Annotated in this window: 22 protein-coding genes and 1 pseudogene; 15 read left to right on the top strand and 8 right to left on the bottom strand. The window is 60.4% G+C overall.

What is annotated here, in order from left to right:
- Positions 1–33: 33 nt before the first annotated feature.
- The 3 genes from WHX55_RS07920 to WHX55_RS07910 form a co-directional block, all read right to left on the bottom strand.
- Entirely contained in the window at positions 34–1692 is a 1659-nt protein-coding gene (locus WHX55_RS07920; protein ID WP_150724525.1) for a cation acetate symporter, read from the bottom strand.
- The gene (locus tag WHX55_RS07915; protein WP_008052644.1) at positions 1689–2000 is read right to left on the bottom strand and encodes a DUF485 domain-containing protein; all 312 of its coding nucleotides are present in this window, start codon (positions 1998–2000) and stop codon (positions 1689–1691) included. Before WHX55_RS07915 ends, WHX55_RS07920 begins: the two co-directional genes overlap by 4 nt.
- 242 nt (positions 2001–2242) lie before the next feature.
- The gene (locus WHX55_RS07910; protein WP_150724524.1) at positions 2243–3094 is read right to left on the bottom strand and encodes a glycine betaine ABC transporter substrate-binding protein; all 852 of its coding nucleotides are present in this window, start codon (positions 3092–3094) and stop codon (positions 2243–2245) included.
- A gap of 287 nt (positions 3095–3381) precedes the next feature.
- Between WHX55_RS07910 and WHX55_RS07905 the strand changes: the two genes are divergently transcribed.
- The gene (locus WHX55_RS07905) at positions 3382–4977 is read left to right on the top strand and encodes a beta (1-6) glucans synthase (protein WP_353742362.1); all 1596 of its coding nucleotides are present in this window, start codon (positions 3382–3384) and stop codon (positions 4975–4977) included.
- Between the two features lie 154 nt (positions 4978–5131).
- On the opposite strand, the gene WHX55_RS07900 is transcribed toward WHX55_RS07905, so the two are convergent.
- Positions 5132–5500: a hypothetical protein gene (locus WHX55_RS07900; protein ID WP_150724522.1), complete on the bottom strand. Its 369-nt coding sequence runs from the start codon at positions 5498–5500 to the stop codon at positions 5132–5134.
- 225 nt (positions 5501–5725) lie between these two features.
- On the opposite strand from WHX55_RS07900, the gene WHX55_RS07895 reads away from it, so the two are divergent.
- Both WHX55_RS07895 and WHX55_RS07890 read left to right on the top strand, forming a co-directional pair.
- Complete coding sequence (locus WHX55_RS07895; RefSeq protein WP_150724521.1) at positions 5726–7024, top strand: serine/threonine protein kinase; 1299 nt, start codon at positions 5726–5728, stop codon at positions 7022–7024.
- A complete protein-coding gene (locus tag WHX55_RS07890) occupies positions 7017–7805 on the top strand; it encodes a VacJ family lipoprotein (protein ID WP_150724520.1) in 789 nt (262 codons plus the stop codon). The genes WHX55_RS07895 and WHX55_RS07890 overlap by 8 nt, the downstream gene beginning before the upstream one ends.
- A 127-nt stretch (positions 7806–7932) precedes the next feature.
- Here the strand turns inward: WHX55_RS07890 and WHX55_RS07885 are convergent, their stop codons facing one another.
- Positions 7933–8847 carry a DUF808 domain-containing protein gene (locus tag WHX55_RS07885; protein WP_353742361.1) on the bottom strand — a complete coding sequence of 305 codons (915 nt, stop codon included), beginning with the start codon at positions 8845–8847 and terminating at the stop codon, positions 7933–7935.
- Positions 8848–8981: 134 nt separating this feature from the next.
- On the opposite strand from WHX55_RS07885, the gene WHX55_RS07880 reads away from it, so the two are divergent.
- Positions 8982–9590 carry a TetR/AcrR family transcriptional regulator gene (locus WHX55_RS07880; protein WP_015096199.1) on the top strand — a complete coding sequence of 203 codons (609 nt, stop codon included), beginning with the start codon at positions 8982–8984 and terminating at the stop codon, positions 9588–9590.
- Between the two features lie 126 nt (positions 9591–9716).
- On the opposite strand, the gene WHX55_RS07875 is transcribed toward WHX55_RS07880, so the two are convergent.
- Positions 9717–10175 (bottom strand): transposase, encoded by a 459-nt coding sequence (locus tag WHX55_RS07875; RefSeq protein WP_082562889.1) that lies wholly within the window; start codon positions 10173–10175, stop codon positions 9717–9719.
- Positions 10176–10386: 211 nt separating this feature from the next.
- A complete protein-coding gene (locus WHX55_RS07870) occupies positions 10387–10827 on the bottom strand; it encodes a heme-binding protein (protein ID WP_046037662.1) in 441 nt (146 codons plus the stop codon).
- A 281-nt stretch (positions 10828–11108) separates the two neighbouring features.
- On the opposite strand from WHX55_RS07870, the gene gcl reads away from it, so the two are divergent.
- The 8 genes from gcl to WHX55_RS07830 all read left to right on the top strand — a co-directional run bounded on the left by gcl (position 11109) and on the right by WHX55_RS07830 (position 20678).
- Positions 11109–12884, top strand: coding sequence for a glyoxylate carboligase (gene gcl / locus WHX55_RS07865; protein ID WP_046037663.1), 1776 nt, complete (start codon positions 11109–11111; stop codon positions 12882–12884).
- Positions 12885–13022: 138 nt separating this feature from the next.
- Entirely contained in the window at positions 13023–13805 is a 783-nt protein-coding gene (gene hyi / locus WHX55_RS07860) for a hydroxypyruvate isomerase (protein WP_150724517.1), read from the top strand.
- Between the two features lie 137 nt (positions 13806–13942).
- Positions 13943–14836: a 2-hydroxy-3-oxopropionate reductase gene (locus WHX55_RS07855; protein ID WP_151213349.1), complete on the top strand. Its 894-nt coding sequence runs from the start codon at positions 13943–13945 to the stop codon at positions 14834–14836.
- 160 nt (positions 14837–14996) lie between these two features.
- Positions 14997–16277: a glycerate kinase gene (locus tag WHX55_RS07850; protein WP_150724515.1), complete on the top strand. Its 1281-nt coding sequence runs from the start codon at positions 14997–14999 to the stop codon at positions 16275–16277.
- Positions 16267–17682 carry a pyruvate kinase gene (pyk, locus tag WHX55_RS07845; protein WP_150716449.1) on the top strand — a complete coding sequence of 472 codons (1416 nt, stop codon included), beginning with the start codon at positions 16267–16269 and terminating at the stop codon, positions 17680–17682. The genes WHX55_RS07850 and pyk overlap by 11 nt, the downstream gene beginning before the upstream one ends.
- 145 nt (positions 17683–17827) lie before the next feature.
- Complete coding sequence (locus WHX55_RS07840; RefSeq protein ID WP_150724513.1) at positions 17828–18742, top strand: urea transporter; 915 nt, start codon at positions 17828–17830, stop codon at positions 18740–18742.
- Positions 18743–18763: 21 nt separating this feature from the next.
- Complete coding sequence (locus WHX55_RS07835; RefSeq protein WP_150724512.1) at positions 18764–19588, top strand: ion transporter; 825 nt, start codon at positions 18764–18766, stop codon at positions 19586–19588.
- 91 nt (positions 19589–19679) lie between these two features.
- A complete protein-coding gene (locus tag WHX55_RS07830) occupies positions 19680–20678 on the top strand; it encodes a sulfate ABC transporter substrate-binding protein (protein ID WP_095944037.1) in 999 nt (332 codons plus the stop codon).
- 95 nt (positions 20679–20773) lie between these two features.
- On the opposite strand, the gene WHX55_RS07825 is transcribed toward WHX55_RS07830, so the two are convergent.
- Positions 20774–21403: a hypothetical protein gene (locus WHX55_RS07825; RefSeq protein ID WP_353742360.1), complete on the bottom strand. Its 630-nt coding sequence runs from the start codon at positions 21401–21403 to the stop codon at positions 20774–20776.
- Between the two features lie 235 nt (positions 21404–21638).
- Between WHX55_RS07825 and WHX55_RS07820 the strand changes: the two genes are divergently transcribed.
- The 3 genes and pseudogenes from WHX55_RS07820 to WHX55_RS07810 all read left to right on the top strand — a co-directional run bounded on the left by WHX55_RS07820 (position 21639) and on the right by WHX55_RS07810 (position 24055).
- Entirely contained in the window at positions 21639–22844 is a 1206-nt protein-coding gene (locus WHX55_RS07820; protein ID WP_353742359.1) for an MFS transporter, read from the top strand.
- A 7-nt stretch (positions 22845–22851) separates the two neighbouring features.
- Positions 22852–23010 (top strand): annotated as a pseudogene (locus WHX55_RS07815) (SDR family oxidoreductase); the annotation flags it as partial.
- 163 nt (positions 23011–23173) lie between these two features.
- The gene (locus tag WHX55_RS07810; RefSeq protein ID WP_150753398.1) at positions 23174–24055 is read left to right on the top strand and encodes a LysR family transcriptional regulator; all 882 of its coding nucleotides are present in this window, start codon (positions 23174–23176) and stop codon (positions 24053–24055) included.
- Position 24056 lies beyond the last annotated feature (1 nt).

Genomic DNA, 24056 nt, shown 5'->3' with positions numbered 1-24056 from the left:
TTCAACACAACTTAAACAGTCAAACCCAAATGCTTAGTGCGAAACAGCACCACTTGCACCCAGGCCAGTCTGCGAACGAACAAACTGCGGGAAGAACAGCGCCCGCTCATTGTCAGCCGCAGTCGACTTGTCGGTAACCGAGAAGAACCAGATCCCGACAAAGGCAATCATCATCGAGAACAGCGCCGGGTACTCATACGGGAAGATGGCCTTCTCGTGATGCAGGATCTGCACCCAGATGGTCGGACCAAGCACCATCAGGCCCACGGCACTGACCAGCCCCATCCAGCCGCCGATCATCGCACCGCGGGTGGTCAGCTTTTTCCAGTACATGGAAAGCAGCAGCACCGGGAAGTTGCAGCTCGCCGCGATGGAGAATGCCAGGCCGACCATGAACGCAATGTTCTGGCTCTCGAACAGAATACCCAGACCAATGGCCAGCACCGCCAAGGCGATAGTGGTGATTTTCGAAACGCGAATCTCGTCCTTCTCGTTAGCCTTGCCCTTCTTGATCACGCTGGCGTACAGGTCGTGGGACACCGCCGAAGCACCGGCCAGGGTCAGACCGGCAACCACTGCCAGAATGGTCGCGAACGCCACCGCCGAGATGAAGCCCAGGAAGATACTGCCACCCACCGCGTTGGCCAGGTGCACCGCCGCCATGTTGTTACCGCCCAGCAAGGCACCAGCTGCGTCTTTGAAAGCCGGGTTGGTGCTGACCAGCAGGATCGCGCCGAAGCCGATGATAAAGGTCAGGATGTAGAAGTAGCCAATGAAGCCGGTTGCGTACAACACGCTCTTGCGAGCTTCCTTTGCATCGCTCACGGTGAAGAAGCGCATCAGGATGTGCGGCAGGCCAGCGGTACCGAACATCAGCGCCAGACCGAGGGAGAACGCCGAGATCGGATCTTTCACCAGGCCGCCTGGGCTCATGATCGCTTCAGCTTTCGGGTGAACCTTGATCGCCTCGGAGAACAGCATGTTGAAGTCGAAGTTGACGTGCTTCATCACCATCAGTGCCATGAAGGAAGCACCGGACAGCAGCAGGACTGCCTTGATGATCTGCACCCAGGTGGTCGCCAGCATGCCGCCGAACAACACGTACATGCACATCAGGATACCGACCAGGATCACCGCAACGTGGTAATCGAGACCGAACAGCAGCTGGATCAGCTTGCCGGCACCGACCATTTGCGCGATCAGGTAGAACGCCACCACCACCAGCGAACCACAAGCGGACAGCGAGCGGATCTGGGTTTGCCCAAGGCGATAGGACGCCACGTCGGCAAAGGTATATTTGCCCAGGTTACGCAGGCGCTCGGCGATCAGGAACAGAATGATCGGCCAGCCCACCAGGAAGCCGATCGAATAGATCAGGCCGTCGTAGCCGGAGGTGAACACCAGCGCAGAAATACCCAGGAAGGATGCTGCCGACATGTAGTCACCGGCAATCGCCAGACCGTTCTGGAAACCAGTGATCTTGCCGCCAGCTGCGTAGTAGTCGGAGGCCGAGTTGTTTTTCTTGGACGCCCAGTAAGTGATGTACAACGTTGCGCCGACAAACGCCACGAACATAAGGATCGCAGCGACGTTCAGCGGTTGTTTCTGCACGGCACCGGTCAGGGCGTCAGCCGCCCAGGCGCCAGGCGCGAAAGCTGCGATGCTCAAAAGAGCCATTAGACGGCGGATCATTGCTGAGCCTCCTTGAGAATCGCATTGTTCAGGTCGTCGAACTCGCCGTTGGCGCGTCGTACGTAGATACCGGTCAGGATGAAGGCCGAGACAATCAGCCCGACACCGATCGGTATGCCCCAGGTAATCGAGGACTCAGGGCTGATTTTCGCCCCCAACACCTGCGGCCCGTAAGCAATCAGAAGGATGAATCCGGAGTAAAGCCCTAGCATGATCGCCGAAAGAATCCAGGCGAATCGTTCCCTCTTGCTAACCAGCTCCTTGAAGCGCGGGCTGTTTTGAATCGAGAGGTAAATGCTGTCGTTCATTGTTTTTATCCTCGCAGCACAGATTTAGTTGGAACGGTATCCACTCTATGCGGCTGCGGGGCAGGTTCCAGACGACCTTAGTCTTAGAACCCCATGACGGATTCGCCAAACTCCAGCATGCACCAAACAACTGTGGGAGCGAGCCTGCTCGCGAAGGCGTCATGCCAGTCGACATATCAGTCAACTGACAGAACGCTTCGCGAGCAAGCCCGCTCCCACAGGGTCAAGCGTGCTCTTTGTTATTACTTGATCCAGGCAGCCACACGCTCAGGGTTTTTGGCGATCCAATCCTTCGCCGCGGCTTCAGGTTTGGCACCATCCTGAATCGCCAACATCACCTGGCCGATTTCATCCTTGGATTCCCACTGGAAGTTCTTCAGGAACTTGGCCACTTCCGGCGCCTTGGCCTCCAGGCCCTTGCTGCCGATGCTGTTCACGGTCTCAGCCGCGCCATACACGCCTTTCGGGTCTTCGAGGAAGCGCAGTTTCCACTTGGCGAACATCCAGTGCGGCACCCAACCGGTCACGGCAATGGATTCGTTCTTCTTCTCGGCACGGGTCAGCTCGGCGATCATCCCGGCGCCGGAACTGGCCTTGAGTTGATAGCCGGTCAGGTCGTAGTCCTTGATCGCCTGATCGGTCTTGAGCATCACGCCTGAACCGGCGTCGATGCCGACGATGCGGTTCTTGAAGGTGTCGTCGGTCTTGAGGTCGTCAATGGACTTGGCCTTGACGTACTCCGGCACGATCAGGCCGATTTTCGCGTCCTTGAAGTTCGGGCCGTAGTCGACGACCTGATCCTTGTTCTTCGTCCAGTACTCACCGTGGGTCACCGGCAGCCAGGCCGACAGCATGGCGTCGAGTTTACCGGTGGCCACGCCCTGCCACATGATCCCGGTAGCGACGGCTTGCAGCTTCACGTCATAACCGAGTTTCTGCCTGATCACTTCAGCCGCCACGTTGGTCGTGGCGACACTGTCCGACCAGCCATCGACATAACCAAGCGTCACGTCCTTGCCGGCGGCGCTCGCCACGGTCGAACTGATCGCCAGCACCAAAGCCGCACCTGCGCCCAAGAGTCGTCGCATCTTCATCGTTACTTCCCCGAAAGTGCTGCGCTCGACGGATGCCGAGTCGCTTAAACGTATTGTTATGGTGCACAGCGCCCCCATCACGCCCACCGCAAACTCGTTCGAACATCAGCGGAGTACTGACACTTGCGATAATCAACCTGACGCTCATGGCGACCTGCTCTGCCAGCGACCTCAAGGCATCGAGAAACGACATCAGAAAGCCATTAATCTTCGGCGCAACAAACACCCCCGCCACTCCGCCCGAACTTTGCATGTCAAAATCATGCAAGCCACCAAGCACGCGGTAAATGCAGGTAACATGCGCCGCTTTGTTCCCACACGGCCTGACCATGTCCGCGACCTCCCGCTTCCCTTTTGCTGCTTATCTATTCGCTTGCCTGCTCGGGCTGTTTGCCCTTGGCGGCTTCTGGTACGGCCTCGGCAAACCGGTGATCCTGCCGGATGTGGCCAGCGCGACGCACAAGCTGCAATGCGCCTCCTACACCCCGTTCGACAAGGATCAATCGCCGTTTGACGTGCCATTCAACTTGCGCCCCGAGCGTATGGATGCCGACCTCGCGCTGCTGTCCAAAAGTTTCGAGTGCATTCGCACCTATTCCATGACCGGCCTCGAAGCCCTGCCGGACCTTGCGCGCAAGCATGGCTTGAAGCTGATGATCGGCGCCTGGGTCAACAGCAACCCGGTGGACACCGAGAAAGAAGTCGACCTGCTGATCGCCTCGGCCAACGCCAACCCGGATGTGGTGAGCGCGGTGATCGTCGGCAACGAAACCCTGCTGCGCAAGGAAGTCACTGGTGCGCAGTTGGTGAAGCTGATCAACAAGGTCAAGAGTCAGGTCAAACAGCCTGTCACCTACGCCGACGTCTGGGAGTTCTGGCTCAAGCATCCGCAAATCGCCCCCGCCGTGGACTTCCTGACCATTCACTTGCTGCCGTACTGGGAAGATGATCCATCGAACATCGACGCTGCCCTGCAACATGTGGCCGAAGTACGCCAGGTGTTCGGCAACAAGTTCGCGCCCAAGGATGTGCTGATCGGCGAAACCGGCTGGCCAAGCGAAGGTCGCCAGCGCGAAACGGCCCTGCCGAGCCGGGTCAACGAAGCCAAATTCATTCGCGGCTTTGTCGCCATGGCCGAGCAACAGGGTTGGCACTACAACCTGATCGAAGCCTTCGACCAGCCCTGGAAACGCGCCAGTGAAGGTGCGGTCGGTGGTTACTGGGGGCTGTTCGACGCCGATCGCCAGGACAAGGGTGTGCTGGCCGGGCCAGTGACAAACGTACCGTACTGGTCGCAGTGGCTGGCGGTGGGCGGATTGATCTTCATCGGCACGTTGCTGCTCGGTGGCCGGGTCCGCACCACGCGTTCGGCACTGGTGCTACCCCTGCTCGGTGCCTTGGCGGCGTGTTCGATTGGCGCCTGGGGCGACCTGGCACGGGTGACCACGCGCTTTACCAGTGAATGGCTATGGGTCGGATTGCTGACCGCTCTGAATCTGCTGGTGCTGATCCATGCTGCGCTGGCATTGAGCCCTCGTGGCGGTTGGCGTGGACGGGCGTTCAACCTGCTGGAACGCCGTGCTGGCTGGCTGGTTGCAATGACAGGGTTCGCGGCAGCCGTGATGATGCTGGAACTGGTGCTCGATCCACGTTATCGCAGCTTCCCGAGTGTCGCGTTCATCGTGCCTGCGCTGGTTTATCTGTGCCGCCCGGTGAACGTGCCGCGCCGCGAGATTGCGTTGCTGACCTTCATCATCGGTGCCGGCATTGCGCCGCAGTTGTTTCGTGAAGGTTTGCAGAATCAGCAGGCCTGGGGCTGGGCGCTGGTGAGTGTGTTGATGGTGGCTGCGTTGTGGCGTTGCCTGCGGGTTCGCACAGCTTGATTTTGCATTGACCTGACTGGCCTCATCGTCGGAACGCCGCCCGGAGCAAGCTCGCTCCCACAGTAGATCTTCAGTGAGCACAAAATTTGTGTGCGACCAAGATCAATTGTGGGAGCGAGCTTGCTCCGGGCGGCGTTCCGACGATGGCGACCTGTCAGGCGACGTGGGCCGCCCTGACCAACCGCAACCCGGCAATCACCACCGCAAACACCGCAAGCGTCGTGTTGTACAACGCCAACGCCGGAAACCCGAACACCAGCGCCAGCACCGCCAGCCACCAGCCTGCCCGCCCCGGCACAACGAAGCCGACGATCGCAGCCGCCAACGCAGCCCATCCCAGGACTGCGAAGTGGATCATCAGCCCCAGGTTCGATCGCACCTGGCATTCCCAACGATTCGCCTCATCCACGCAAATGCCGACCCACTGCGCATCCTCCATGAAGCCATAACGCGCGCCATAACTGGCGGCCAGCCAGACAGGCAGCAAAACAAGCAGCAGGATCACGGGCAGGCGGCGAGACATGAAACACTCCAATTGGCGAAAAACGGCGGCCAGCTTAATCGCCCTCAAGGGTTTCGCAAGTGATAACAACTGTTAACTGGTCATTCAATCACTGCAAAGTGTATCGTCCAGCTACTATTACTTCGAAATTAAGCCTGCTTGGTGCCGAGGGTTGGCACTTTGGCGCACATCCGGTGGTCATAGCCTGCGAAATTCATTCGGCACCTTCTTCTAAGGGATTTAGTCATGCTCCGTTCCTTGCACTTCGCTGCCCTGTTTGGCGGCCTTATATTGAGTGCGTCCGCACTGGCGGTCGACATTGACGCCGCCAGTTACGGCTACCCCCTGACCAACCCGTTCGAGGCGACCATCGCGACCACGCCGCCGGACCTGCGTCCGGAGTTACCCCTGGACGACGATATCGATCAGGAGGTGCGCAGCGTCACCTTGCGTCCGGAACGGGCGTTCGAATTACCGGACAATTTCTGGGCGGTCAAGAAACTCGACTACCGCATTGCCACGCAAGATCACGCCGCACCGCTGATGTTCCTGATCGCCGGAACCGGCGCGCGCTATGACAGCACCCTGAACGAATACCTGAAGAAGCTCTATTACAAAGCCGGCTACCACGTGGTGCAGTTGTCATCGCCCACCAGCTATGACTTCATGAGCGCCGCATCACGCTTCGCCACGCCGGGTGTTTCCAAGGAAGACGCCGAAGATCTGTACCGGGTGATGCAGGCCGTACGGGCACAGAACCCGAAAATGCCGGTTACCGATTACTACCTGACCGGGTACAGCCTGGGGGCACTGGATGCCGCTTTCGTCTCGCACCTGGACGAAACCCGCCGCAGCTTCAACTTCAAGAAAGTCCTGCTGCTCAACCCGCCGGTCAACCTCTACACCTCGATCACCAACCTCGACAAGCTGGTCCAGACCGAGGTCAGGGGCATCAACACCAGCACCACGTTCTATGAACTGGTACTGGACAAGCTGACCCGCTACTTCCAGCAGAAGGGCTACATCGACCTCAATGATGCCCTGCTCTACGACTTCCAGCAGTCCAAGCAGCACCTGACCAACGAGCAGATGGCCATGCTGATCGGCACCTCGTTCCGCTTTTCGGCGGCCGACATTGCCTTCACTTCGGACCTGGTCAACCGTCGCGGCCTGATCACCCCACCCAAGTTCCCGATCACCGAGGGCACCAGCCTCACGCCATTCCTCAAGCGTGCTCTGCAATGCGACTTCGACTGCTACATCACCGAACAAGTGATCCCGATGTGGCGCGCCCGCACCGACGGCGGCAGCCTGTTGCAACTGATTGACCAGGTGAGCCTGTATGCGCTGAAGGACTACCTGCACGAAAGCCCGAAAATCGCGGTCATGCACAACGCCGATGACGTGATCCTCGGCCCTGGCGACCTGGGCTTCCTGCGCAGGACCTTCGGTGATCGCCTGACCGTTTACCCGTACGGCGGCCACTGCGGCAACATTAACTACCGCGTCAACAGCGACGCCATGCTGGAGTTCTTCCGTGGCTAAATACCTCCTGCTTTTCGCAGCGTTACTCTGTGCAGGCGTCGCCAATGCCGACAACAGCAAAGCCAACGCCCCCGTGGTCGTCGACAGTGATGGTTTCAAGGAACCGCTGAGCAAACTCAAATTCAACCCGGGTCTGGACCAGCGTGAGTTCGAGCGTTCAACCCTCAGCGCGCTGACCGTCTACGATCCGCTGGAAGAGTGGAACCGGCGCGTCTATCACTTCAACTACCGCTTCGATCAATGGGTGTTCCTGCCGGTGGTCAATGGTTACCGCTACGTCACCCCGAGCTTCCTGCGCACCGGCGTCAGCAACTTCTTCAACAACCTCGGCGACGTGCCGAACCTGATGAACAGCCTGTTGCAACTCAAGGGCCAGCGCTCGCTGGAAACCACCGGGCGCCTGCTGCTCAACACCACCATCGGCATCGCCGGCCTGTGGGACCCGGCCACCGCCATGGGCCTGCCGCGCCAGAGCGAAGACTTCGGCCAGACCCTGGGCTTCTACGGCGTGCCGGGCGGCGCTTATTTAGTCCTGCCGATCCTCGGTCCGTCGAACCTGCGTGATACCGGTGGCCTGCTGGTGGATTACTCGGCCGAGAGTGCGATCAACTTCCTGAACGTGGCCGAAGTCAGCTCCAACCATCCGGAAGTGTTGATCCTGCGCGGCATCGACAAGCGCTACCAGACCAGCTTCCGCTATGGCCAGATGAACTCGCCGTTCGAGTACGACAAAGTGCGTTACGTGTACACCGAAGCGCGCAAGTTGCAGGTCGCCGAGTAAACCCGGCTGCTGTAAATCAATGTGGGAGCGGGCTTGCTCGCGAAAGCGGTGTGTCAGACAACCTTTTTGGTGACTGACACAACCACTTCGCGAGCAAGCCCGCTCCCACAATTGTTATGTGTTGTCTTCAGCCTTTCAGGGCTTTCCAGATCTTGCTGACGGCCATCACGCCAACCAACACCACCGCCCCTGCGATAATCCCCGCCACGCCATTGAGCAACACCGGCACGATAAACCCGCCACTTCCCGCCGCTGCACCGATACTTTCGATCCAGTGATGCACCACCGGCACACCGTGTGTGAGAATCCCGCCGCCCACCAGAAACATCGCCGCCGTACCAATCACCGACAGGCTTTTCATCATGTACGGTGCCGCACGCAGAATCCCGCCGCCAATGCTTTTCGCCATCTGCCCGGGTTTCTGGGTCAGCCACAGGCCCAGGTCGTCGAGCTTGACGATACCCGCCACCAATCCGTACACGCCGACGGTCATGACAATGGCAATGCCCGAAAGCACGATGATTTGCTGAGTCAATGGAGCGCCGGCCACCGTGCCGAGGGTGATCGCGATGATTTCCGCCGAAAGAATGAAGTCGGTGCGGATCGCGCCTTTGATCTTGTCCTTCTCGAACGCCACCAGGTCGATGGCAGGATCGGCCACAGCCTCGACCAACTGCGCATGCTCGGCGACATCTTCAGCCTTGCTGTGCAAAAACTTGTGGGCGAGCTTCTCAAACCCTTCGAAGCACAGATAGGCGCCACCGACCATCAACAACGGCGTGACCAGCCACGGAATGAATGCACTGATCGCCAGCGCCGACGGCACCAGGATCAGTTTATTGATGAACGAACCCTTGGCGACCGCCCAGACCACCGGGATTTCCCGTTCGGCACGCACGCCGCTGACTTGCTGGGCATTGAGTGCCAGGTCGTCGCCGAGTACGCCGGCCGTTTTCTTGGCGGCCATTTGGGTCATCAAAGACACGTCGTCCAGCACGGTCGCGATGTCGTCGATCAGCACCAGCAAACTGCTTCCTGCCATGAATCGGGTTTCCTTCTGCAATGAATGCGCAGCAGCATAGCGCGACATCACGGGCTGCGGTGCATTCTTGAGCGCCGCGCGAGGCCGGTGATACCATGCGCAACCGCCAGAACAGGCAAGGAATCACCCGGTTTATGAGCACTATCCGCGAGCGCAACAAACAACTGATCCTGCGTGCCGCCAGTGAGGAATTCGCCGATAAAGGCTTCGCTGCGACCAAAACCAGCGACATCGCAGCCAAGGCGGGATTGCCCAAGCCCAACGTCTACTACTACTTCAAATCCAAGGAGAACCTCTACCGCGAGGTTCTGGAAAGCATCATCGAGCCCATCCTGCAGGCTTCGACTCCGTTCAATCCGGACGGCGAGCCCGGTGAAGTGCTCAGTGGCTACATTCGCTCGAAGATCCGCATCTCCCGCGACCTGCCTTTCGCCTCCAAGGTGTTCGCCAGCGAAATCATGCATGGCGCCCCCCACCTGAGCAGCGATCTGGTCGAACAGCTCAATGGCCAGGCCAAACACAACATCGAGTGCATCCAGACCTGGATCGACCGCGGGCAAATCGCCCCCATCGACCCCAACCACCTGATGTTCAGCATCTGGGCCGCGACCCAGACCTACGCCGACTTCGACTGGCAAATCACCGCCATCACCGGCAAAGCCAGGCTGGATGAAGAAGATTATGAAGCGGCGGCGCAGACGATTATCCGGTTGGTGTTGAAGGGGTGTGAGCCTGAGCGGTAGACCGTATCAAGGCCATTCGCGAGCAGGCTCGCTCCAACAATTTTCAGTGTTGAATTCAAATTCTGTGAACGACACATATCCCTGTGGGAGCGGGCTTGCCCGCGATGGCGGCAACTCGGGAGTGGATCAGACCCAAATCGCATCCCACAACGGATAGTTGCCAAGACGCTCTACAAGCCCAGCCCGCAACGGGTTGGCCACAACATATCGCGCCATCTTCACCAAATCCTCATCTCGCCTCAGTGCTCGGTCGTGATATCCCTGTTGCCAGAGTGGCCCGTGCCTGGCACTGGAAAGGTTCACCTCCCGCGTTGTCAGTGACTTGGTTTGCCGCATCAAACTACTGAGTGAGCATTTCTCCAATTCCACCAACCAGTGGAAATGGTCAGGCATGACAACCCAAGCCAATGAATTTGCCAATCCCAGGCTTTGTGCCTGCCGAAACTGATGCACCACCAATCTGCCCAAAGCGTAATCGGCAAAAACCGGCTCACGGCCAAGCGTATTGGTCGTCAGTAAATAGATTCGATTGGGTTCGGCATAGCGCCCCGTACGCAGGCGATGTGAAGCAGGTGAATCGGACATTCCTTTGCCACTCTCATGATGAAGTCATGAGAAGGCTAGCCCCGGAAATACTGGATGGTCGTGCAGACTTTTAGCTGGATGTGTCCTGTCGATAGCCATCGCGGGCAAGCCCGCTCCCACAGGGTCTGATGGTGTACATAAAATATGTGAGCACCTTCGATCATGGTAGGAGCGGGCTTGCTCGCGAAAGCGGTAGTTCAGTCAGCGAAAATCAAGCCGCCACCCCCGCATCCGCCACCAACCCCAACGCCTCGATCGCATTGATCGCGCACTGCTCGTCGACATCCGACAAATCGCCGCTGATCCCCACCGCCCCCAGCACGTTCCCGTCCTGATCGCGAACCAGCACACCACCCGGTGCCGGCACGACGCTGCCCTGCCCCAGGCTGTTCAACGCGGCGATAAACGCCGGGCGTTGCTGGGCGTCGAGCGCCAGCAGGCGTGAACCCTTGCCCAGCGCGATGGCGCCCCAGGCTTTGCCGATGGCGACGTGTGGGCGCAGCAGGCTGGCGCCGTCTTCGCGTTGCAGGGCGATCAGATGCCCGCCGGCATCCAGTACCGCAATGGTCAAGGGTGCCGCAGAGATTGCACGCCCTGCGGTGATGGCCTCATTGACCAGGTTGACTGCGACTTTCAAGGTTAAAGCGCTCATGGTGCCGTCCTCATTTTGTTTTTCGGAAAGTCGGTGGGCTGCGCCGTTGTGCTGCGCGCTTGCGTCGCAGCCCGATGCAACAAATAGAACACAATGAATTATTTTTTTGTATACAATAATTCTCGAAAGGCGCCACATGCGACGAAAAGCCACAGTAGAACGGGCTTCCGACGAATGAAACAAGCGCTTGAGAAAATGGATTGACCTGCGCCGTCCGCCGTGAATACACTCTGCGCAAAGCCACTTGTATACAATTACAAAACGTAAAGAGGCACAAAACCATGAGCAAAATGAGAGCAATCGAAGCCGCCGTTCTGGTGATGCGCCGTGAAGGGGTCGATACCGCTTTTGGCATCCCGGGTGCCGCCATCAACCCGCTGTACTCCGCCTTGCAAAAGGTCGGCGGCATCGATCACGTACTCGCTCGCCACGTTGAAGGCGCCTCGCACATGGCCGAGGGCTACACCCGCACCAAGGCCGGCAACATCGGCGTGTGCATCGGGACTTCCGGCCCTGCCGGCACCGACATGGTCACCGGGCTCTACAGCGCCTCGGCCGACTCGATTCCAATCCTCTGCATTACCGGCCAGGCACCCCGCGCCCGTATGCACAAGGAAGACTTCCAGGCTGTCGATATCACCACCATCGTCAAGCCAGTCACCAAGTGGTCGACCACCGTCATGGAACCGGGCCAGGTGCCTTATGCGTTCCAGAAGGCCTTCTATGAAATGCGCTCAGGCCGTCCAGGCCCGGTGCTGATCGACCTGCCGTTCGACGTGCAGATGGCCGAAATCGAATTCGACATCGACGCCTACCAGCCACTGCCATTGGCCAAGCCGAGCGCTACCCGCGTCCAGGTTGAAAAAGCCTTGGCCATGCTGGATCAGGCCGAGCGTCCATTGCTGGTCGCCGGTGGTGGCATCATCAACGCCGATGCCAGCGATCTGCTGGTCGAGTTCGCTGAGCTGACCGGCATCCCGGTCATCCCGACCCTGATGGGCTGGGGCACCATCCCGGACGATCACCCGCTGATGGTGGGTATGGTTGGCTTGCAAACTTCGCACCGCTACGGCAACGCAACCATGCTCAAGTCCGACGTGGTTCTGGGCGTGGGTAACCGTTGGGCTAACCGTCACACCGGTTCCGTTGACGTCTACACCGAAGGCCGCAAGTTCATTCACGTTGATATCGAACCGACCCAGATCGGCCGCGTGTTCACCCCGGACCTGGGCATCGTTTCCGACGCCGCTGCCGCGCTGACCGTGTTCATCGAAGTCGCTCGCGAATGGCAAGCCGCCGGCAAGCTGAAGAACCGCAGTGCCTGGCTGCAAGACTGCCAGCAGCGTAAAGCCAGCCTGCAGCGCAAGACTCACTTCGACAACGTGCCGGTCAAGCCGCAACGCGTTTACGAAGAAATGAACCAGGTGTTCGGCAAAGACACCTGCTACGTCAGCACCATCGGTCTGTCGCAGATTGCCGGCGCACAGTTCCTGCACGTCTACAAGCCGCGCCACTGGATCAACTGCGGCCAGGCTGGCCCGTTGGGCTGGACCATTCCGGCAGCGCTGGGCGTGGTCAAGGCCGATCCGAACCGTAAAGTCGTGGCCCTGTCGGGGGACTATGACTTCCAGTTCATGATCGAAGAATTGGCGGTGGGCGCGCAGTTCAAGCTGCCGTACATCCACGTTGTCGTGAACAACTCGTACCTGGGTCTGATCCGTCAGGCGCAGCGCGGTTTCGACATGGACTACTGCGTGCAGCTGTCCTTCGACAACCTGAACGCGCCGGAACTCAACGGCTACGGTGTCGACCACGTCGCAGTTGCCGAAGGCCTCGGCTGCAAGGCACTGCGTGTGTTCGAACCGTCCCAGATCCAGCCTGCCCTGCGCAAGGCCCAGGAGCTGATCGAAGAGTTCAAGGTTCCGGTGATCGTCGAGATCATCCTGGAGCGCGTGACCAACATTTCCATGGGTACCGAGATCAACGCCGTCAACGAATTCGAAGACCTGGCGCTGGTCGGCGACGACGCACCGACTGCGATTTCGTTGCTGGATTAACTGCTGACCGCTCCCCCTGTGGGAGCGGGCTTGCTCGCGAAGACTGCTTCACATCCAACAGAGATGTTGACTGACTCACCGCTTTCGCGAGCAAGCTCGCTCCTACAAGGGGCCTTCACACATTTACGGGAGACCACCATGCCGCGTTTCGCAGCCAACCTGTCCATGCTGTTCACCGAACAGGACTTTCTCGCCCGTTTCGAAGCGGCCGCCAAGGCCGGCTTCACTGGTGTCGAATACCTGTTCCCGTACGACTTCAGCTCCGCCGAAATCAAGACCCAGCTCGACGCGCACGGCCTGACCCAGGTGCTGTTCAACCTGCCGGCCGGTGACTGGGCCAAGGGCGAGCGTGGTATCGCGTGCCTGCCGGATCGGGTCGAAGAGTTCCGTGCCGGTGTCGACCTGGCCATCGCTTACGCGCAAGTGCTGGGCAACACCCAGGTCAACTGCCTGGCCGGTATTCGTCCGCAGGGCTTTGACGATGCCACCGTGGAGAAAACCTTCGTCGCCAACCTCAAGTACGCGGCCGACAAGCTGCAAGCGGCGGGCATCAAGCTGGTGATGGAAGCGATCAACACCCGTGACATCCCAGGCTTCTACCTGAACAACACGGCGCAAGCCCTGTCGATTCGCGAGCAGGTCGGCAGCGCCAACCTGTTCCTGCAATACGACATCTACCACATGCAAATCATGGAAGGCGATCTGGCCCGCACCCTGCAATCGCACCTGGGCGAGATCAACCACGTGCAGCTCGCGGACAACCCGGGGCGCAACGAACCTGGTACCGGTGAAATCAACTACCGCTTCCTGTTCGAACACCTGGATCGCATCGGTTATCAGGGCTGGGTCGGTTGCGAATACAAGCCGCTGACCACCACTGAAGCGGGCCTGGGCTGGTTGAAGACCCATAACGCGATCTAACACATATCCCTGTAGGAGCGAGCCTGCTCGCGAAGAACGATCAGGCGCCGCGTTTACTCAGGCAGCACGCGTTTTCGTTGAGTTTTTTCGCGAGCAGGCTCGCTCCTACAGAAAGCACAAAACAAGAGGATTTTCTCATGGCTAAAATCGGATTTATCGGCACCGGCATCATGGGCCACCCAATGGCGGCGAACCTGCAGAAAGCCGGTCACAGCCTGTTCCTGTCGGCGCACCACGACCCTGCGCCTGCCGACCTGGTCGCCGCTGGCGCCGTTGCCCTGGCGAACCCGAAAGAAGTTGCCCAGGAAGCCGAGTTCATCATCGTCATGGTGCCCGATACCCCGCAGGTCGACGACGTGCTGTTCCGTGCCGACGGCATCGCTGCCGGCGTGGGCAAAGGCAAAGTCGTCATCGACATGAGCTCGATCTCGCCGACCGCCACCAAGGCTTTCGCGGCCAAGATCAACGAAAAAGGCGCGCAATACCTCGACGCCCCGGTGTCCGGTGGTGAAGTCGGCGCCAAGGCTGCGACCCTGAGCATCATGGTCGGCGGCGATGCCGACGCCTTCGAACGTGCCCTGCCGCTGTTCCAGGCCATGGGCAAGAACATCACCCTGGTCGGTGGCAACGGCGACGGTCAAACCGCCAAGGTGGCCAACCAGATCATCGTGGCCCTGAACATCCAGGCCGTGGCTGAAGCCCTGCTGTTCGCTTCGAAAAACGGTGCCGATCCAGCCAAGGTGCGTGAAGCACTGATGGGCGGTTTCGCGTCCTCGAAGATCCTCGAAGTGCACGGCGAGCGCATGATCAAGGGCACCTTCGATCCAGGCTTCCGCATCAGCCTGCACCAGAAGGACCTGAACCTGGCCCTGCAAGGCGCCAAGGAGCTGAACATCAACCTGCCGAACACCGCCAACACCCAGCAAGTGTTCAGCACCTGCGCGGCCATCGGTGGCAGCAACTGGGACCACTCGGCGCTGATCAAGGGTCTGGAACACATGGCGAACTTCTCGATTCGCGACAAGAAGTAAGCCCCTGCCCCACACCGCTTCAAACCTGTAGGAGTGAGCCCGCTCGCGATGAAATCACCGCGGTGTACCTGATACACCGCGGTGCCTGGATCGCGAGCAGGCTCACTCCTACAGAGATCAGAGTTGCCCTTTCGAATAACAAGAATTCCGGGAGCCCGCCATGTCGGTCGATCCGCAACAATTGCTGCGCGAGCTGTTTGCCACAGCCATCGACGCGGCGCATCCGCAACAAGTCCTCGAAGCCCATTTGCCTGCCGACCGTAGCGGCCGCGTGATCGTCATTGGCGCCGGCAAAGCCGCAGCCGCCATGGCCCAGGTGGTCGAGCGCTGCTGGCAGGGTGAAATCTGCGGCCTGGTGGTGACCCGTTACGGTCACGGCGCACCTTGCGAAAAAATCGAAGTGGTCGAAGCCGCGCATCCGGTGCCTGATGCCGCTGGCCTGGCCGTGGCCAAGCGTGTGCTGGAACTGGTCAGCGACCTGAGCGAAAACGACCGCGTGATCTTCCTGCTCTCCGGTGGTGGTTCTGCCCTGCTGGCACTGCCGGCCGAAGGCATCACCCTGGCCGACAAGCAGTCGATCAACAAAGCCCTGCTCAAGTCCGGCGCCACCATCGGCGAGATGAACTGCGTGCGCAAGCACCTCTCGGCGATCAAGGGCGGCCGCCTGGGCAAAGCCTGCTGGCCTGCCACGGTCTACACCTATGCAATTTCCGATGTGCCGGGCGACCTCGCCACGGTCATCGCCTCCGGCCCTACCGTGGCCGACCCGAGCACGTCGGCCGAAGCGCTGGCGATCCTCAAGCGCTACGCCATCGAGGTTCCGGCTTCGGTGCGCACCTGGCTGCAAAGCCCCGAGTCGGAAACCGTCAAACCCGGCGACCCGAGCCTGGCCCGCAGTCATTTCCAGTTGATCGCCCGCCCGCAGCAATCCCTTGAAGCGGCCGCGGTGAAATGCCGTCAGGCCGGGTTCAGCCCGCTGATCCTCGGCGACCTCGAAGGCGAATCCCGCGAGGTGGCGAAAGTCCACGCCGGCATCGCACGACAGATCGTCCTGCATGGCCAGCCGCTGGCGGCGCCCTGCGTGATTCTCTCTGGCGGTGAAACCACCGTCACCGTACGCGGCAATGGCCGTGGCGGACGCAATGCCGAGTTCCTGCTGAGCCTGACCGACAGCCTCAAGGGCCTGCCCGGCGTCTACGCGCTGGCCGGTGACACCGACGGCATCGACGGTTCCGAAGACAACGCCGGCGCGATCATGACCCCGGACAGCTACGCCCGCGCCGCGGCAAAGGGCCTGAGCGCCAGCGACGAGTTGGACAACAACAACGGTTACGGCTACTTCGAGGCGCTGGACGCCCTGATCGTCACCGAGCCGACCCGTACCAACGTCAACGACTTCCGCGCCATTCTGATCCTTGAGAGCACTAAACATGACGCCTGATAAAAAGGTCAAAATCCTCGCCACGCTCGGCCCGGCCACTGACGGCATCGACGCCATCCGTGAGCTGGTGCTGGCCGGGGTCAACATCTTCCGCCTGAACTTCAGCCATGGCGATCACGCCGACCACGCCCAGCGTTTTCAGTGGATTCGTGAAGTCGAGCGCCAGCTCAATTATCCATTGGGCATCCTGATGGACCTGCAAGGCCCGAAACTGCGGGTCGGCAAGTTCGCCGAAGGTAAGGTGCAGCTGGTGCGCGGCCAGGCCTTGCGCCTGGACCTCGATGCCACGCCGGGCGATGAGCGCCGGGTCAACCTGCCCCACCCGGAAATCATCGCCGCGCTGGAACCCGGCATGGACCTGCTGCTGGACGACGGCAAGTTGCGTCTGCGGGTAGTGACCAAGTACGCCGACGCCATCGACACCACCGTGCTCAATGGCGGCGAACTGTCGGACCGCAAAGGCGTGAACGTGCCGCAAGCGGTGCTAGACCTGAGCCCGCTGACCGCCAAGGATCGCCGCGACTTGACCTTCGGTCTGGAGCTCGGTGTGGACTGGGTGGCGCTGTCGTTCGTACAACGTCCCGACGACATCCGCGAAGCCCGCTCGCTGATCGGCGACAAGGCATTCCTGATGGCCAAGATCGAGAAGCCCTCGGCCGTCGAACAACTGCGCGAGATCGCCGAATTGAGCGATGCGATCATGGTCGCCCGTGGTGACCTTGGCGTGGAAGTGCCGGCCGAAAGCGTGCCGCAGATCCAGAAGAACATCATCAGCACCTGCCGCCAGCTCGGCAAACCGGTGGTGGTGGCGACGCAGATGCTGGAGTCGATGCGCTTCTCACCGGCGCCAACCCGCGCCGAGGTCACCGATGTGGCCAATGCCGTGGCCGAAGGTGCGGACGCGGTGATGCTGTCGGCGGAAACCGCGTCCGGCGAGTACCCGCTCGAAGCCGTGCAGATGATGAGCAAGATCATCCGCCAGGTGGAAAACGGTCCGGACTATCAGACTCAACTCGACGTCAGCCGACCGAAAGCCGAGGCGACTGTTTCCGACGCGATCAGCTGCGCCATTCGCCGCATCAGCAACGTGCTGCCGGTGGCGGTGCTGGTGAACTACAGCGAATCCGGCGCGTCGAGCCTGCGTGCGGCGCGGGAGCGGCCGACGGTGCCAATCCTCAACCTGACGCCGAACCTGCAGACTGCCCGTCGTCTGAGCGTGGCGTGGGGTGTGCACTCAGTGGTCAACGATCGTCTGCGTCAGGTCGATGAAGTCTGCTCGACGGCACTGGAAATTGCCCAGGCCCAGGGCATGGCGCAGCGTGGCGACACACTGTTGATCACAGCAGGTGTGCCCTTTGGCCAGCCGGGGTCGACTAACTCTTTGCGTATCGAGACATTGATCTAACGCCTGTACCGGCCTCATCGCGAGCAGGCTCGCTCCCACATTGGTTTTGTGTCGTTCACAGAATCAAGACTGAACAGAGATTCAGTGTGGGAGCGAGCCTGCTCGCGATGCGGGCAACTCGGTCCCACTGACTTTCAGAACTGCCATGCCTGCCAACCATTTCAACACCCACTGCCCCGACTGGGCCGAAGCATTGCTCAATGGCTTCAGCCAGATCTTTCTCCAGCGCAATCCGCTGTGCGGCCTGCTGTGCGTCCTGGCCATTTTGTTCACTGCGCCCGCCTTGCTCGGCGGCGCCTTGCTCGGCGGTGTCGCCGGGCTGCTCACCGCGCAACGCCGCAACTATGCCAAGGCTGATCGTCAGGCCGGGTTGTTCAGCTACAACGGTGTCCTGCTCGGACTGTTACTGAGCCTGTATTTCCCCTGGTCGGCGATGATGCCGCCACTGATTCTGGCCGCCGGTGGCCTGAGCGCGATGGTCACCCAGCAGTGGCTCAAGCGCGTCCGGTTCAGTCAATGCCTGCCGGCCTACACCGCGCCCTTCGTCGGGCTGGGCTGGTTGCTGCTGTGCTTCGCCACGCCGTCGACAGAGCCGCACTTGATCGAAGTCAGCACCCTGAACATGCTCGCCGCCCCCCTCAAAGGCATTGGTCAGGTGATGTTCCTCGGCCATCCGCTGGCCGGTGCGATGATTGCCGCCGGTTTGCTGATCGCTGATCGCCGCGCATTCTGCTGGGCGTTGTTGGCGTCTGTCGCGGGCATGGGCTGGAGCCTGCTGAACCACGACTTCTATACCGCACTGCTCGGCCTCGGTGGCTATAACGCCGTGCTGGCCGCCCTCGCCTTCAGCTCGCAGCGTCGCCAACCGTGGCTGCCGCTGGTTGGCATCGGCCTGGCGCTGTTGCTGACACCGGCGTTTGCCGCCATCGGTCTGCCTACGCTGACCGCGCCGTTCATTCTTGCCGGCTGGCTGATTCGCAGCGTCGTGCAAATGTTCGGCAAAGCCACGGTCGAAAGCGCGCCTTGCGCTCCCGGGGAGAATCAACCTAGGCTGCGCTGATTTGCGGCCAAGGCGATGTGCATGAACAGCAGCGACACGTGGCGTAACCGCCTGTACGTGATTATTTTCCAGACCGACACCGTTGCCGGTCGACGCTTCGACTCCAGCCTGCTGCTGATCATCCTCGCCAGCCTGGTGGTGGTGATCCTGGACAGCATCGATGACGTCCACCAGAACTACGCCAGCCTGCTGGCGTACATCGAGTGGGGCTTCACGATCATCTTCCTCGGCGAGTACATCCTGCGCCTGTACTGCTCACCCAAGCCCCTGCGCTATGCCTTCAGTTTTTATGGTCTGGTGGACCTGCTGGCCATCGTGCCTGGCATCCTCGCGTTGTACTACAGCGATGCCCAGTACCTGCTGATCATCCGGGTCATCCGGATGTTGCGGATCTTCCGCGTGCTCAAGCTCGGCCCGTACCTCAAGCAAGCCCATTACCTGCTCGATGCCTTGCGCGGCAGCAAGCAGAAAATCCTCGTGTTCCTGCTCAGCGTCTGCACGCTGGTCATCGTGTTCGGCACCCTGATGTATGTGGTCGAAGGCCCACAACATGGCTTCACCAGCATTCCCAAGGGCATTTACTGGGCGATCGTGACCCTCACCACCGTCGGTTACGGCGACATCGTGCCCAAGACCGCACTGGGCCAGGTCATCTCGTCGATGGTGATGATCACCGGTTACTCGATCATCGCCGTGCCCACCGGGATCTTCACCGCCGAACTGGCCACGGCCATGCGTGGCGGCCAGTTGCATCGCGACTGCCCGGTGTGTGCCAAGGACAGCCATGAACCGGAGGCGTCGTTCTGCTCCCGTTGTGGCAACGCATTGTTCAAAAAACTGGAATAAGCAAAGAGCTTTTTAATCTTTAAAGGACTATACGAGCCCAGTTATAGTCGCTGGCAAATTGCCCCACTTTTAATAGAACAAGGAATGCGCAGTGAAAAAACTCTTTGGCGCCTCGCTTCTCGCCGCTGGCCTGGCCCTGGGCAACATCGCCCAGGCTGCACCGACCCTGCTCAACGTTTCCTACGACGTGATGCGAGATTTCTACAAGGACTACAACACTGCGTTCCAGAAACACTGGCAAGCCGAGCACAACGAAAATATCGTCCTGCAGATGTCCTTCGGCGGCTCCAGCAAACAGGCGCGTTCGGTCATCGACGGCTTGCCGGCCGATGTCATCACCATGAACATGGCCACCGACATCAACGCCCTGGCGGACAACGGCAAACTGGTCCCGGACAACTGGGTCACGCGCCTGCCGAACAACAGCGCGCCGTTCACCTCGGCCACCGTATTCATAGTGCGCAAGGGCAACCCGAAAGCCCTGAAAGACTGGCCGGACCTGCTCAAGGATGGCGTTCAGGTCATCGTCCCGAACCCGAAAACCTCCGGTAACGGTCGCTACACCTACCTTTCGGCCTGGGGCTACGTGCTGAAAAACGGCGGCGACGAGAACAAGGCCAAAGACTTCGTCGGCAAGCTGTTCAAGCAAGCGCCGGTGCTCGATACCGGTGGCCGTGCCGCCACCACCACCTTCATGACCAACCAGATCGGCGACGTGCTGGTGACCTTCGAGAACGAAGCGGAAATGATTGCCCGCGAGTTTGGTCGCGATCAGTTCGAAGTCATCTACCCAAGCGTTTCCGCCGAAGCCGAGCCACCGGTGTCAGTGGTCGACAAGACCGTCGACAAGAAAGGCACCCGGGCAGCGGCCGAGGAATACCTGAAGTACCTGTGGTCGCCGCAAGGCCAGGAGATTGCTGCGGCGAACTACCTGCGTCCGCGTGACCCGGCCGTGCTGGCCAAGTACACCGACCGCTTCCCGAAAGTGGACTTCCTGTCCGTCGAGAAGACCTTCGGCGACTGGCGCACCGTGCAGAAGACCCACTTCAATGATGGCGGGGTTTTCGACCAGATCTACAGCGGTCAGTAATCGCTGGGCATTAACGAAAAAGGCGACCGGGCACAGGTCGCCTTTTTTGTACGTATCAGAATTCACTGCAAATCCATTGTGGGAGCGACTCCCCGCTACATCGGCGGCGTCACGCCATCCTTGCCCGCCGAGATGGATTGAGCGGTGAGCGTACCGTCAGCGCCCTGCGTCACAAAGCTCACGATCTTCACGCCCACCTTCAACAGGCTACGATCGGCCGGCACCAGGTTGACGATCGGCACATCCTCCGGCACCAGGATTTTCTGTTGACCGCCCTTGTAGTTGACGGTCAGCACCCGGCCATTGCTCACCACCAGGTCGCCGACGCTGCCGTTGGTCATGCTGCTGCCCTTGACCAGGTCAAACGGCCGATGACCGTCGCCACTGCCGGCCAGCTCCGGCGGAAAAACGTGGACCTCCAGGGCCTTGAGGGTGCCATCTTCCTGGGGAACAGCCGCGGAGCCGATGTAGCTGCCGGGCTTGATGTCTTCGATGTTGGCCAGGGTCACGGCGCGGACCTTGGTGTCCTTGGTCAGGTTGATCACCACGTTGTCGCCGCTGTTGGCATGGACTTTCAGAATGTCCGGACCGACGCCTGTGATCTCGCCGCGCACACCGATGCGCATGCCCGGCGCATCTTCGGCCTGAGCCAGGCCAACGTTGAATACGCTGATCAAGGTGACGACGGAAACCCAGCGAATCAGCTGACGAAACTTCACCTTCATGGGACGGCCCTCCGGCGGTGAGACAGGAAGAGAGAACATAAGCACGCTATCGAACAAGATGTAAGTGAATGTATCATTCACCTGCATAGTTCTGACGCAAGGCTCTTCGACGGACGACACACGCGTTCGTCAGTCATTCCGCAATGGAATGACTGCTATCACTCCAATCCCACTTCCGCCGTTTCAGTCAGCCCATTAGCCTGCGCGCATTCCTTTCCGTACAGCGAGACCCGTTATGAACCCAGCGACCCAGGTGTCCTACGGCACCGCGACAATGACCCGAGGCATGGTGCTGCTGTTCGCCTTCTGCTGCGGCGCGATTGTCGCCAACATCTACTACGCCCAGCCGATCATCGGCCTGATCGCCCCGGACATCGGCCTGACCAACACCATGGCCAGCCTGATCGTTTCCCTGACCCAGATCGGCTATGCGCTGGGGCTGTTTTTCCTGGTGCCGCTGGGGGATCTGCTGGAGAACCGTCGGCTGATGATCATCACCACGCTGGTGGCAATTGTCAGCCTGCTGGGCGCGGCGTTCACCGATCAGCCGAACGTGTTTTTGCTGATTTCGCTGTTGGTGGGGTTCAGTTCGGTGTCGGTGCAGATCCTGATTCCGTTGGCCGCGCACCTGGCGCCGGAAGAAACCCGTGGCCGTGTGGTGGGCGGGATCATGGGCGGTTTGCTGCTCGGTATCCTGCTGGCCCGGCCGGTGTCCAGCGTGGTGGCCGACCATTTCGGCTGGCGGGCGATGTTCATGATTGCCGCGGTGTTGATGGCGGCCATCAGCATCGTGCTGGCCGTGACTATTCCCAAGCGTGAACCTGATCACAGTGCTTCCTATGGCCAATTGCTGGGCTCGCTGTGGACGCTGTTGCGCAAACAACCGGTGCTGCGCCAGCGGGCGTTTTACCAGGGTTGCATGTTTGCCACCTTCAGCCTGTTCTGGACCGCCGTGCCACTGGAACTGGCGCGCAATCACGGTTTGTCGCAAAGCGAGATCGCGATTTTCGCCCTGGTCGGGGCCATCGGCGCGATTGCCGCCCCGATCGCCGGTCGCCTGGCCGATGCCGGTCACACCCGCATCGCCTCGTTGCTGGCCCTGCTGTTTGCCAGCCTGAGTTTCATGCCGGCGTTTATCCATCCGGCCTACAGCGTCATCGGCCTGGCAGTGACCGGCGTGGTGCTCGACTTCTGCGTGCAGATGAACATGGTCCTCGGCCAGCGCGCGGTCTACGCCCTCGACGGCAAAAGCCGCAGCCGCCTGAATGCGCTGTACATGACCAGCATCTTCATCGGCGGCGCCTTCGGCTCTTCGGTGGCCAGTGCGGTGTACGAACACGGCGGCTGGTTATGGATCGTGATCGTCGGCAGCGCGTTTCCGTTGTTGGCATTGTTGCGGTTCTTGAGTGTTTCGCCGAAGGGTTCGCTGGCGACGGCATAAATCTCTAAAAGCGCGGTATCTGGCCAGCGTGCCGATGGGCCGCCTGGGACAACCTCAGGAAATCGCCTCGGCGATTACGTTTCTACTGTCGGAACAGAGCGGGTTCATCAACGGGCAGACGCTGTTTGTCGATGCTGGTGCTTCTGTGGGTAAAGCCGCGTTCTGACTGTCGCCACATATCCCTTGTGGGAGCGAGCCTGCTCGCGATGGCGGCATGACAGTCAGCATCAATGTTGAATGTTAAACCGCTATCGTCGGAACGCCGCCCGGAGCAGGCTCGCTCCTACAGGGGCCTGCGACATCTTCAAGACTTCTCACAAGGACCTTCAATGGACCGCCTCGGCGCAATGGAAACCTTCGTCTACGTGGTGGAAACCGGCTCGTTTTCCGCTGCGGCCCGGCGCCTGAGCATCGGCCAGCCGGCCGTGTCGAAAACCATCGCGCAACTCGAATCGCGGTTGGCGGTGCGACTGTTGCTGCGCTCGACCCGGGGCCTGACGCCCACCGAGGCCGGGCTGGCCTTTTTCGAACGGGCCAAGCGTGCCATCGAAGAAGCCGACGAGGCCGATAACGCCGCACGGGGTTCCGCCAGCGGGCTGAGTGGCAACCTGCGCATCTGCGCGGCGGTCACCTTCGGCCGGCTGCACATCGTTCCGCACCTGGGCCCCTTCCTGGAGCAAAACCCGGCGCTGAACATCGATCTGATGCTCGATGATCGCAACGTCAATCTGGTGGAAGAAGGCGTCGATATCGCCCTGCGCATGGGCGAGTTGAGCGACTCGGGGCTGACCGCCCGCAAGATCGCCGAATGCCGGCGCATGATACTGGGCACGCCGGCGTACTTCGCAAAACACGGCGAGCCCACCTGCCCCGCCGACCTGTGCAAGCATCAGGCAATCCTCTACACCCTCGGAGGCGGCGCCAATTGGCAGTTCAACAAGGCCGGCGAGGAACAATCGGTGATCATCAGCGGCCGGATCCGCGTCAACGCCGCCGAAGGTTTGCGTGAAGCCGTGCTGGCCCATCAAGGGCTGACCATGGCCTCGCAATGGATGTTCGCGCCGGAACTGGCCGACGGTTCGGTCCGGGAGACGATGAAGGACTGGACACTGCCGAACCTGGATTTGTGGGCCGTTTTCCCTACCGGCCGGATGGCCAGCGCCAAGGCTCGGGCGTTTGTGGAGTATGTGCAGGGGTTGCTGGCGGGGTAAC

Source organism: Pseudomonas fluorescens, from assembly GCF_040448305.1.
GTDB lineage: Bacteria > Pseudomonadota > Gammaproteobacteria > Pseudomonadales > Pseudomonadaceae > Aquipseudomonas > Aquipseudomonas fluorescens_BH.
The sequence above is the reverse complement of the archived record's forward strand: the minus strand, read 5'-3'. Positions and strand labels throughout refer to the sequence as shown.